General features: G+C 63.9%; 12 protein-coding genes. 6 read left to right on the top strand and 6 right to left on the bottom strand.

The genetic code is table 11. The features are described 5' to 3' along the window. The first annotated feature begins 12 nt into the window (after positions 1-12). A complete protein-coding gene (locus tag CWO89_RS09735) occupies positions 13-318 on the top strand; it encodes a hypothetical protein (RefSeq protein WP_130578407.1) in 306 nt (101 codons plus the stop codon). 10 nt (positions 319-328) lie between these two features. Beyond that, positions 329-976, top strand: a complete 648-nt coding sequence (locus tag CWO89_RS09730) for a tetratricopeptide repeat protein (protein ID WP_130578406.1) — start codon at positions 329-331, stop codon at positions 974-976. Between the two features lie 56 nt (positions 977-1032). Here CWO89_RS09730 and folD read toward each other — a convergent pair whose 3' ends face one another. From folD to CWO89_RS09700, 6 genes are read right to left on the bottom strand one after another with little or no spacing between them, the layout of a single operon-like run. Next, positions 1033-1902: a bifunctional methylenetetrahydrofolate dehydrogenase/methenyltetrahydrofolate cyclohydrolase FolD gene (gene folD / locus CWO89_RS09725; protein ID WP_130578405.1), complete on the bottom strand. Its 870-nt coding sequence runs from the start codon at positions 1900-1902 to the stop codon at positions 1033-1035. A 3-nt stretch (positions 1903-1905) separates the two neighbouring features. Beyond that, a complete protein-coding gene (purU, locus tag CWO89_RS09720) occupies positions 1906-2766 on the bottom strand; it encodes a formyltetrahydrofolate deformylase (RefSeq protein ID WP_130578404.1) in 861 nt (286 codons plus the stop codon). Between the two features lie 44 nt (positions 2767-2810). Next, positions 2811-3443: a sarcosine oxidase subunit gamma gene (locus CWO89_RS09715; RefSeq protein WP_245475921.1), complete on the bottom strand. Its 633-nt coding sequence runs from the start codon at positions 3441-3443 to the stop codon at positions 2811-2813. After that, a complete protein-coding gene (locus tag CWO89_RS09710) occupies positions 3418-6411 on the bottom strand; it encodes a sarcosine oxidase subunit alpha family protein (RefSeq protein WP_130578403.1) in 2994 nt (997 codons plus the stop codon). The genes CWO89_RS09715 and CWO89_RS09710 overlap by 26 nt, the downstream gene beginning before the upstream one ends. A 2-nt stretch (positions 6412-6413) precedes the next feature. After that, on the bottom strand, positions 6414-6668 hold the full coding sequence (locus CWO89_RS09705) for a sarcosine oxidase subunit delta (protein WP_130578402.1): 255 nt from the start codon (positions 6666-6668) through the stop codon (positions 6414-6416). A gap of 26 nt (positions 6669-6694) precedes the next feature. Further along, positions 6695-7945: a sarcosine oxidase subunit beta family protein gene (locus CWO89_RS09700; RefSeq protein WP_130578401.1), complete on the bottom strand. Its 1251-nt coding sequence runs from the start codon at positions 7943-7945 to the stop codon at positions 6695-6697. 80 nt (positions 7946-8025) lie between these two features. Here CWO89_RS09700 and CWO89_RS09695 point away from each other — a divergent pair, with 80 nt between their 5' ends. The 4 genes from CWO89_RS09695 to CWO89_RS46875 form a co-directional block, all read left to right on the top strand. After that, the gene (locus CWO89_RS09695) at positions 8026-8988 is read left to right on the top strand and encodes a GlxA family transcriptional regulator (protein WP_394566040.1); all 963 of its coding nucleotides are present in this window, start codon (positions 8026-8028) and stop codon (positions 8986-8988) included. A 207-nt stretch (positions 8989-9195) separates the two neighbouring features. Continuing rightward, positions 9196-10863 (top strand): flavin-containing monooxygenase, encoded by a 1668-nt coding sequence (locus CWO89_RS09690; protein WP_130578400.1) that lies wholly within the window; start codon positions 9196-9198, stop codon positions 10861-10863. A 58-nt stretch (positions 10864-10921) separates the two neighbouring features. Next, complete coding sequence (locus CWO89_RS47745; protein ID WP_245475919.1) at positions 10922-11074, top strand: hypothetical protein; 153 nt, start codon at positions 10922-10924, stop codon at positions 11072-11074. Positions 11075-11511: 437 nt separating this feature from the next. After that, on the top strand, positions 11512-11850 hold a 339-nt coding region (locus CWO89_RS46875), incomplete at its 3' end, for a hypothetical protein (RefSeq protein WP_207234441.1).

Genomic DNA, 11850 nt, shown 5'->3' with positions numbered 1-11850 from the left:
GGGAGGAGGTGCATGGTTTTCAGCGTACAGCAGGTCAAGTACGAATTCCTCGCCTACATCAAGGAATTCGATCAGTCGTTTTCGAGCTGGTGCGTCGGCATCTCCGACGCGCCGAAACAGACGCTGTTCGAGCAGCACGGCGTGCGTGCCGACGCGGATCCCTGGCTTTACAAGCAGCTCCTGACTCACCGGGCGGCGCGCACGGTCTATGATTATTTCGTGGGTCATCTGAAGACGGCGGGCGTCCAGCCGGCGGGCGACTCCAACGATTTCGACTGTGTGTATCTGTTCAAGATGGCACCCCACACGCGTCAATGAGGAGAAGCCCATGCTGACCACCGCCGATGGAGAAGCCGCCTTTATCGATCGCGACTACGCGAAAGCGCGCGAAATCTGGGAGCCGCTCGCCGAACGCGGCGATGCCGAGGCCGAGGCATGGCTCGGTTCGCTCTATGCCAACGGGTTCGGGATCGAGAAGGATCCGACGCGCGCCTTCGCGCTGTATCTGCGCGCGGCCGAGAAAGGCAATCCGCTCGCGGCGAACAATGTCGGAGCGATGTATGCCAAGGGCGAGGGCGTCGCGACCGATGCGGTGCGGGCGGCGTCATGGTTTCACCGGGCCGCCGAACAGGGCGATGCGCTGGGCCAGTTCAACTACGCCGTCGTGCTCACCAAGGGACAGGGCGTGGACGCTGATATGAAGCAGGCGGTGGAATGGTATCGCCGGGCCGCCGAGCGGGGACATTACCCGTCGCAGGGACGGCTCGGCTATTGCTACGCCAAGGGACTCGGCGTTGCCGCCGATCCGATCGAGGCGTTTGTCTGGCTCAGCGCGGCGGCGCAGCACGGCGTCGGGCTTGCGATGGCCGAGCTCGAAGAGTTGGTACGTGGCATGGGCGAGGAGCAGAAGCGCGAAGCGCGGCGTCGCCTTGCCGAGTGGCTCAGTGCGCGAAACGCAGCGCGGCTGTCGGCCTGAGTATTGAGGCGGCCGCGCGGCTTCGGCACGAGGTCGCCCCAAACGCGGTGAGCTGCCTACTTGCCGCGCCCGCCGGCGGCCAGCAGGGTATTCTGCAGCAGGCAGGCGATCGTCATCGGCCCGACGCCGCCCGGAACGGGCGTGATCGCACCGGCGATATGCCTGGCCTCTTCAAAGGCGACGTCGCCGACCAAGCGTCCCTTCGCTGCGCCTGCGGTGGGCAACCGGTTGATGCCGACATCGATCACGATCGCGCCGGGCTTGATCCAGTCGCCGCGGACCATTTCCGGCCGGCCGACGGCCGCGATCAATATGTCGGCCTGGCGGCAGACGGCCGGCAGGTCGCGACTGCGCGAATGGGTCATCGTCACCGTGCAGTCGGCCTGCAGCAACAGTTGCGCGATCGGCTTGCCGACGATGTTCGATCGTCCCACCACGACGGCGTGCAGGCCGCGCAGGTCGGTTGCTACGGTTTGCAGCAGCATCATGCAGCCGAGCGGCGTGCAGGGCACAAGGCTGGGCAGGCCCCGCATCAGGCGTCCGGCATTTTCCGGATGGAAGCCGTCGACGTCCTTGGCCGGATCGACGGCGCGGATGACGCACTCCGTGTCGATATGTTGCGGCAGCGGAAGCTGCACCAGGATTCCGTCGACCTCTTCGTCGGCGTTCAGCCGCGAAATGAGCGCCAGCAGCTCGTCCTGCGATGTCTCGGCCGGAAGGCGGTGTTCGAACGAGCGCATCCCAACGGCAACGGTTTGACGTGCCTTCGAGCCGATATAGACCTCGCTCGCGGGATCGTTGCCGACGAGGATCACGGCCAGTCCGGGAATGCAACGGCGCTGCTCCTTCCAGCGTGCGATCTCGGCTGCGATCTGAAGGCGCTGCCGCTCCGCCGCCGCATTGCCGTCAATGATGGTCGCTGTCATCGTTCAATCCCTGAAGACCACGGTCCGGACGCCGTTGAGAATGACGCGGCCGTCGATATGCCAGAACACCGCCCGGGACAGCACGCGCCGCTCTATGTCGCGTCCCCTGCGGACCAGGTCGTCCGGCTGATCCTGATGCGAGATGCGCTCGACGTCCTGCTCGATGATCGGCCCTTCGTCGAGATCGGCCGTCACGTAGTGCGCGGTCGCCCCGATCAGCTTGACGCCACGGCTGTGGGCCTGGTGGTAGGGCCTCGCACCCTTGAAGCCCGGCAGGAAGGAATGGTGGATGTTGATGCAGCGTCCGGCGAGCTTGGCCGACAACTCGTCCGACAGGATCTGCATGTAGCGCGCGAGGACGACGAGATCGACCTTTCGTTCCTCCACGATCTTCCAGATCGCAGCTTCCTGTTGCGGCTTGGTCCGCGGAGTGACTGGGAGATGGTCGAAGGGAATGCCGGTCAGGTCGTGATGGATGTAGGTCTCGCGCGGATGGTTCGAGACGATGCCTGCGATGTCGATCGCGAGCTCGCCGATCCGCCAGCGATAGAGCAGGTCGGCAAGGCAATGATCGAAGCGCGAAACCAGGATCAGGAGCCGCGGCCGTTCGGCCTGGGTACGCATCGTCCATTTCATCTGCAGGCTGTCCGCGAGTGACAGAAGCGCCTCATGAAAGGCGGCGATCTCGCCGCTGGCTACGAAGTTGAACCGGATGCGGGCGAAGAAGATGTTGGTCTCGACGTCGTCATATTGATGCGCCTCCTGGATGTTTCCACCGCATTCGAACAGGGCGCGGGCGACGGCGGCGACGATGCCGGGGCGGTTCGGGCATGAGAATGTCAGGATATGGCTGTTGGTCGGCATGGCGGATTGCTTCGGCGCTGAAGGTGTGAGGTCCTGATGAGAAGCTATTGCTGGACTGCCCCTTGCCATTGGCAGCCGAATTCGGCTGCGCTGCTCGCGAACCACTCCCAGAAGCTTTGGGAGAGGCTACGGAACAGGGCGATCTCGAAACAGGCGCTGCCGTCCGCGCCATCGTCGCACCGCCAGATGGTGGCGCCGATATGCGAGACGATCGTGGTCGCCGCGTCGCCTGGCTTGAACGCGCGCGGGTCCAGGTCGATGGGGAAGCCTTTGGCGAGCGTGTCCCGGATGGCGGGACCGCCGACGCGAAACACCACATAGCCGCCGCTTTGATCGGATACAGAGGCGAGCGGCGCGACGAGCGCCCGGAGCGAGCCGCTGAACACGTGGCCACCGCCTTCGCTCAATGCCAGCCAATGATGTGGACCGATGCCGGTGAAGGATACGGAGCCGGCGCGCACGATGGCGGGCCGACCAGGCAGCTCGAGCAAGAAATGCTGTCGGATGCGTTCTCGCAAGGATGCGTCCTGCCCGTGGCGCGCCTGCATGGTGGCGATCCCAAGACCGCAGCGCTCGGTGATCGTCACGCCGCCGCCGGGCTGCTGCGGCAGACCTGCAGCCAGCAAGGCCGGCAGCCCGGAGAGTGCCATGTCAGCCATGGAGACGCTTTCCTTCAAGATCAAAGAAGATGGGGGAGACCAGTTCGATCTCAGTGTCGCCGCCGCGTACCGGATCATAGGCGCGCAGGCGTTGTCCGATCCGCGCCGGCCCGCGCTTGATGAAGCCGAGACCGATCCAGTGTCCGAGCATCGGCGAGAAAGCGACCGACGTGACATAGCCTTGGTCGTTCTCCATGGTCGCCTGGGCTCCTGGCGCCAGAACATGCGCGCCGGCGCGAAGCCGCGTGGCCTTGTCGATGGGCTGGATCCCGACCAGCGCCGGCCGCTCCGGGTCGACGAGTCCGGGGCGCTCCGCCAGCAGGCGGCCGATAAAATCCTTCTTCTTCGACATCATGCGACCAAGGCCCAGATCGGCCGCAGTCGTCATGCCGTTGAGTTCGTTGCCGGCGACGTGTCCTTTCTCGATGCGCATCACGCCGAGCGCTTCGGTGCCGTAGGGGATGACGCCGAATTCGGAGCCGGCTTCCATGATCGCTCGAATCGAGGCGTCGCCGAAATTGGCGGGCACTGCGAGTTCATAGGCAAGCTCGCCCGAGAAGGAGACGCGGAAGATTCGCGTGAGCACGCCGCGCCAGATGAATTCGGCGCAGCCGAGATAGGGCAGGGCCGCGTCGGAGACGTCGAACGCGTCGCCCAGCAGGCGCTCCAGCAGCGCCCGCGAGCAAGGACCGGCAATCGAATATTGTGCCCATTGCTCTGTTACGGAGACGAGCTGCACGTCGAGCTCGGGCCAAAGCACCTGGCGGGCATGCTCCAGGTGCTGCATGATCTTGCCCGCATTGGCCGTGGTCGTCGACATCACGAAATGGTCGTCGGCAAACCGGGCGGAGGTCCCGTCGTCCATCGCGATGCCGTCTTCGCGTAGCATCAGGCCGTAGCGGACCTTGCCGACCGGCACGGTCGAGAACATGTTGGCGTAGATACGGTCGAGGAAACGGCCGGCATCGGCGCCCTGGATATCGATCTTGCCAAGGGTCGAGACATCGCACACCCCGACCCTTGAGCGGGTCTCCCTGACTTCTCGCGAGACGGTCGCCAGCCAGTCGGCTTCGCCCGGTTTCGCGAACCACTGCGCCCGCAGCCACTGGCCGGTTTCGACGAAGCTTGCACCCTGCTGTTCGGCCCAGCGATGTCCGGCGGTGAGGCGGGTCGGCCTGAAGTGCCTGCCTCGATGATGTCCGGCGAATGCGCCGATCGCCACCGGCGTGTAGGGTGGGCGGAACACGGTGGTCCCGACCTCCGATATCGGCCGCCCGGTCAATTGCGCCATCATCGCATGGCCGTTGACGTTCGAGGTCTTGCCCTGGTCGGTGGCCATGCCGAGCGTCGTATAGCGCTTCAGCAGCTCGACTGACTTGAATCCCTCACGCGCGGCGAGTGCGACATCCTCGCTGGTCACATCGTTCTGGAAATCGACGAAGGCCTTCGAGCGGGAGGCGGCGACATGCCAGAACGGCCTGACGCCGATATGGTCGTCATCGGCTTTGGGCAGGGGCTGAGGTCGTGCCACAAATCCTGCCGCCTCCGCCGCAGCAGTCCCTGCCGCCATGCCTGCACGCAACGCGTCCACCAGCGTGAATCTGCCGCCCGCCGCGCCTGCCACCGTCATGCCGGGAGGCGCCTTGCCCGGGACGAACGCCGCCAGCGCATCCGACCAGTCCGGCCGTCCGCCGAGATGGGTGGTCAGGCCCAGATTGGGATTCCAGCCGCCCGACACCGCGAGCAGGTCGACCGCAAGCTTGCGCGTCTGCCCGTCTGCGCTGCGAACGGAAATGGCTCTCAGTTCATGCGTTCCATGCGTATCGAGCACCTGCGCGCCACGAAAGATCGCAATTCCCCCAAGCTTGGCTTTGTTCTCCAGGTGCGGGTCGATCTCCGTCCGCGTGTCGAGGATCGCCTCGACCTGAACGCCGGCCTTTCCGAGGTCGAGCGCCGTCGTCCAGGCGTCGTCGGAGTTCGCGAAGACGGCCGCCCGTCTTCCCGGGGCTACCGCGAACCGGTTCAGGTAGGTCCGCACGGCCGAAGCCATCATCACGCCGGGCCGGTCGTTGCCGCCGAAAACGATGTGCCGTTCGATCGCGCCCGATGCCAGCACGCTTTGTCTGGCGACGATCTTCCACAGCCGCTGGCGCGGCTGGTGCGGCGGCGGTGACGGAAGATGATCCGCCACGCGCTCTACCGCGCCGAAGGTACGGCCGTCATAGGCACCGAACACGGTGGTCCGGCGCAGCACCCGCACATTCGTCATCGCGTCGAGTTCGGCCGTTGTGTGCTGCGCCCAGGTCGAGCCCGGGTGGTCGTCGATCTCCCGCGCATCGCCGTTAAGCCGGCCGCCCGGGACGTAGTCCTCGTCGCACAAGATCACGCGGGCGCCGGCGCGCCCGGCCCCGAGTGCGGCAGCAAGGCCGGCCGGTCCGGCGCCGATGACGAGAAGATCGCAGAAGCCACGCATCTTCTCGTAGCTGTCGGGATCGGCCTCGCCACTGGCGCGCCCGAGGCCGGCGGCGCGGCGGATCGCAGGCTCATAGACCTTTTCCCAGAACCAGGCCGGCCACATGAAGGTCTTGTAGTAGAAGCCCGCGGCGAACAGCGGCGAGAACAGCGAATTGATCGCGCTAACATCGAATTTCAGGGACGGCCAGCGATTCTGGCTTTGCGCTTCCAGCCTGTCGAACAGTTCGACCGTCGTCGCACGCGTATTGGGCTCGCGGCGCGATCCCTTCCGCAGTTCGACGAGCGCATTGGGCTCTTCCGGGCCTGCGGTGAGGATGCCGCGCGGCCGATGATATTTGAACGATCGGCCGAGCAGCTTGACGCCGTTGCCGAGCAGTGCCGAAGCGAGCGTATCGCCGGCATAGCCGCCATATGTCCTGCCGTCGAACGAGAAAAGCAGCCGCCGATTGCGGTCGACCAGTCCGCCTGAGCTCAACCTGTGCCGCGCCGCTCGGGATGCCGGATCGCCCATGCTCATTTCCCCGCGAAGCTCGCGCCGAGTACATCATGCGTGCGCGTGTCACGGCTGACGCGCAGCCATCCGCGGCATCCATTGGCGTGATACCAGAGCTCCTCGTGCGGGCCGGCCGGGTTGTCGCGCAGATACATCGCCTCGTAGAATCTGCGCGGAGCATCGGCGGCGGTCGGATCGGGGCGCGGAACGGGATCGCCGTAATAGACGAACTCGCTCAGGTCACGCTCACCGCAATAGGGGCAGGGGATCCGCATGTCTCTTGACCGACAGCCTCCAAGTCTCAGTGCAAATTGGGTTGAGCGCCCTGACCTTTTTCGTCGATCAGGTACCCGGTTTCGAAACGATCGAGGCGATAGGCGTCGGCAACCGGATCATGCTGGTCGCGCGCCAGAAGATGCGCGAAGCACCAGCCGGATGCCGGCGTCGCCTTGAAACCGCCGTAACACCAGCCGGCATTGAGATAGAGGCCGTCGATCGGCGTCCGGTCGATGATCGGCGAACCGTCCATCGACATGTCGACCAGACCCGCCCAGGAGCGTAGCAGCCGCAGCCGCCCGATCGCGGGCATCAAGGCCATGCCGCCTTCGCACACGTCTTCGACAACAGGAAGGTTGCCGCGTTGGGCATAGGAGTTGTAGCCGTCGATGTCGCCGCCGAAGACGAGGCCGCCCTTGTCCGACTGACTGACATAGAAGTGCCCCGCGCCAAAAGTGACGACGCACGGGATCAGGGGCTTGATGGCTTCCGAGACGAAGGCTTGCAGCAGGTGGCTTTCGATCGGCAACCGCAAGCCTAGCAGCCCGGCAACCCGGGAACTGCTGCCGGCGACGGCAAGTCCGACCTTGCCGCAACGGATGGTTCCCCTGGTCGTGTTGACCCCGATGACCCGATCGCCGTCGCGCAGGAAGCCCGTGACCTCGCAGTTCTGGATGATGTCGACGCCGCGATCGCTCGCGCCGCGGGCATATCCCCAGACGACCGCGTCGTGACGGGCGGTGCCGCCGCGCCGCTGCAGCAGTCCGCCCTTGATGGGGAAGCGCGCGTTGTCGAAATCGAGGAATGGCAGCATGCGGCGTACAGCGTCCGCATCGAGCATCTCGGCGTCCGCGCCAGCCAGGCGCATGGCGTTGCCGCGCCGACCAAACGCATCGCGTTGCGCATCCGAATGATAGACATTCAGTACGCCGCGCTGGCTCACCATGGCGTTATAGTTCAGGTCCTGCTCCAGGCCCTCCCACAGCTTCATCGACCATTCGTAGAAGGGCTCGTTGCCGGGCAGAAGGTAGTTGGAGCGGATGATCGTCGTGTTACGTCCGGCGTTGCCGGATCCGATCCAGCCCTTCTCGATGACTGCGACGTTGCGCACACCGTGCTGCTTCGCAAGATAATAGGCCGTTGCGAGCCCGTGCCCGCCGCCACCGACAATGACGATGTCGTAGCTCGAGCGAGGTTCGGCATCGCGCCATACGGGCCGCCAGTCGCGATTGCCGCGAAGGGCCTGGCGGGCGAGGGCGAAAAGCGAATAGCGCATGAGTGGGTCGCTGTGGAGAGCTTGTGGACAGCAAAATGCGCTGATATCCAGGTCACCGCATGGCCAAAAACGACCAGAAATTGTCTGTTCGCGACAAACCGCGGAGCAGCCGGATTGGCTTCCTGCTGATCCCAGGATTTGCGCTGATGTCCTATGCGTCCGCCATCGAGCCGCTTCGTGCCGCCAACGTCCTGACCGGCAAGAACCTCTATCGATGGCGGCATATCGCGATCCAGGGTGACGAGATCGTCGCCTCGAACGGCGTGCGTATCCAGGCGGACGCCTCGATCGCCAATGTCGGACGGCTCGATACCATCGTCGTTTGCGCCGGCGGCAATCCGCAAGTCTTCCATCATCCGCCGACGCTTGCCTTTCTGCGCAAGGTCGCACGCCACGGCGTGAGACTGGGCGGGGTGTCGGCGGGGCCGTATCTTCTCGCCAAAGCGGGGCTGCTCGACGGCTACAGATGTACGGTGCACTGGGAGCACATCCCGGCCTTCACCGAGACCTTTCCGTTCCTTCACCTCGGCCATTCATTGTTCGAGATCGATCGCGACCGCTTCACCTGCGCCGGCGGAATTGCGGCACTCGACATGATGCATGCGCTGATCCGCATCGATCACGGGTCATCGGTCGCCGCAGCCGTCAGCGACTGGTTCCTGCAGACGGAGGTTCGCCGCGGCGAGGTTGCACAGCGCCTTTCGCCGACGGAGCGCTTCGGCGTGCATCACCCGAAGCTCGTCGCGACATTGTCGCGCATGGAGCAGAATATCGAGGTGCCGCTTGCACCGAAACGACTGGCCGGACTCGCGGGTATCTCGGTGCGCCAGCTTGAGCGTCTGTTCGCGCAACATCTCCACACCACGGTCAAAAAACGCTACCTGCAGATACGGATCGAGCGCGCGAGGCTGTTGCTCAGGCAGACCACCATGCCGGTCAGCGAGATCGCGCTTGCCACCGGCTTTTCGACCCCGATGCATTTTTCACGAACCTACCGGGGGCAGTTCGGGCTGACCCCGCGCCAGGAACGAACGGTCGACTAACTAAACGTCAGCTCGTTGTTCTCGTTAACGAGGCGGATCTGCAGGCTGCCGAGTCGGGTTTCCTGCGGGCCTGCCTGTCATCGTGAATCGCCTGTCGATCCGCGGGTGCCGCGCGTCGGTCTTTCGACTGCGGGTGGTTGCTTGCGCCGGCGAAAGGGATTGTAATCGAGCCAATCCGACGCAAAACGAAATCGGGAGCAGGAAACGATGGGAGAGGCCAAAACCCATTACGAGGTGATCGTCGTCGGCGCCGGCGTGGCGGGCATTTACCAGATCAAGCGGCTCGTCGAGCTCGGCATCGACGCCATCGTACTCGATTCGGCTGCCGGCCTCGGCGGCACCTGGTACTGGAACCGCTATCCCGGTTGCCGCTTTGATTCCGAGAGCTACACTTACGGCTTCTCGTTCTCGCGCGAACTCCTCGACGAGTGGCATTGGAAGGAGCGCTTTTCCGGCCAGCCGGAGAATTTGCGCTACCTCAACTACGTCGCCGACAAATTCGATTTGCGCAAGCATATGCAGTTCAATTGCAAGGTCGAGGCGCTGCACTTCGACGCGACGCGCGATCTGTGGCAGGTGAAGATCGGCGACGGCCGTGAGATGACGTGCCGTTTCGTGGTTCTGGCGATCGGCCTGCTTTCAGCGCCGACCATGCCGCGGCTGGAAGGCATCGGGGACTTCCAGGGCCGCTCGTTCCACACCTACTACTGGCCGCATGAGCCGGTCGATCTCGCCGGCAAGAAAGTGGCCGTGATCGGCACCGGCGCCACCGGCATTCAGTTGATCGGCGAGATCGCCGACAAGGTCGGCCGACTCACCGTATTCCAGCGCCGGCCAAACTGGACCGCGCCGCTCAACAACAGCGCGATCTCCGAGGAGGAAATGGCCGACATTCGCTCCCGTTATGACGAGATCTTTGCCGCTTGCGCCCGCACGCCGGGCGGCTTCCTGCACGGGCCCGATCGCCGCGGCTTCTACGAGGTGACGCGCGGGGAGCGGGTGGACCTGTGGGACAAGCTCTATGATGAGCCCGGCTTCGGTATCTGGCTCGCCAATTTCCGCGAAATATTCATGGACGAAGCCGCCAATGCTGAGCTGTCGCAATATATCGCCGATCGCATCCGTCGCCGCGTCAAGGATCCCAAAGTGGCCGAAAAACTAATCCCCAGGGATCACGGCTTTGGGGTGCAGCGCCTGCCGCTGGAGACGAGGTATCTTGAGGCCTATAACCGCGACAATGTGCATCTCGTCGATATCAGCCAGACGCCGCTCGTTCGCGTCACCGAGAAGGGCCTGCGTACCACCGAGCGCGACTATGACGTCGACATCATCGTCTACGCCACCGGATTCGACGCCATCACCGGCGCCTATGACCTGATCGATATCCGCGGCCTGGGCGGCGAGACGCTGGCCGGAAAATGGAAGCATGCACCATCCACCTTCCTCGGCATGCTTGTCCACGGCTTTCCCAATCTCTTGATGCCGACCGGACCGCAAAGTGCGTCCGCTTCGACCAATTTCCCGCGCGGCATCGAGAACGGCGTCAACTGGTGCATGGACCTGCTGCAATACATCTGGGACCGCGGCTACACCCGCGCCGAAGCCACGCGCGAGGCGCAGGAGCGCTGGACCGCGCATGTGGTCAAGATGTACGAGATCATGCTGATGCGCAAAGCCAAGTCATGGTTCACCGGCTACAATTCGAACGTCACCGGTCACGAAGAAGGCACCGTCCGATACTTCGTCTACAACGGCGGCACACCGAAATTCGTCGGCATCATCAACGACGTTGCGGCGAAGGGTTATCAGGAGATCGAGTTCAGCTCGCTCTCGCGTGCCAACGTACAAGCGGCGGTCGCCGGCACGCCAGCTTAGACCTCCGCCTCGTCCGAAGCGTGGCACAGGTGGAAAAACAAGCTGCAAGGAGAAGAGAATGGCCGGAGTGAAACAGGATAGGGATGGCGCGGTCGGAATCCTCATATTGAACGAACCCGAGAGCCTGAACGCGATGACGCCCGATCTTGTGTGTACCGAAAACCTCACCCGAGTTGATGACGCGATGGAATCGCTTAAGCTGGCAGAATGATCGGGCTGTTGTGTTTTGCTCTGGCCGTCCTTGGGTCACCGTTCAAGTCAAAGTTGCGGCTCGAAGCGGAGAACGCGGTGCTTCGACATCAGTTGATTGTCTTAAGGCGCAGGCTGCACGGTCGCGTCCGGCTCACGAACCAGGATCGCTGGTTCTTGATCCTGCTGTATCAATGGTTCCCATCAATCCTGGAGATTCTCACCATCATCCGGCCCGAGACGCTTGTGCGTTGGCATAGGGTCGGCTTTGGCTGCTACTGGCGTTGGAACTCGCGCGCATCGGCGAGGTGATTTCCTATGTCCACAGCGTTTTTGGCGCCAATGTGCGGGCGCTGCCCGGCGGCATCGTGGTTCTGACGTAGCAAAACTTTCACAAAAAATATCGCGACGGGTGGTTGGCTGCGGTGCCTCGGCGTTCGTCTCACAATCAGACCCTGAATGCGCGGCCATCTGCGACGCAGACCCGGTGGCGCATTGCTGCCGATTTTGCTGCTGGAGACCGAGCTGATGCCGTCAACACAATCATATCTGCCATCAAAGCGACGAGATGGGCTCGGCAGCGGCGTTGGGTTGGGCACTTCAAACCGTCTCGCGATCGGACAAAACGGTATCGGTTTCTATCGTGCAGCTCTTCTTGTGGGGGTGAGTGCGGTAGCCTTGCTGTCCGCCGGTCTCGGTGCACAGGCAAGGCCGCTGGGGAGCTCGAGCGTTTCCGTGCCCGTGAATGCAACCGCGGAGCAGGCGGCGGCCGCCGCCCAGCAAGCTCAGATTGCTGCC

It is taken from the genome of Bradyrhizobium sp. Leo170 (assembly GCF_004296405.1).
GTDB lineage: Bacteria > Pseudomonadota > Alphaproteobacteria > Rhizobiales > Xanthobacteraceae > Bradyrhizobium.
The sequence above is the reverse complement of the archived record's forward strand: the minus strand, read 5'-3'. Positions and strand labels throughout refer to the sequence as shown.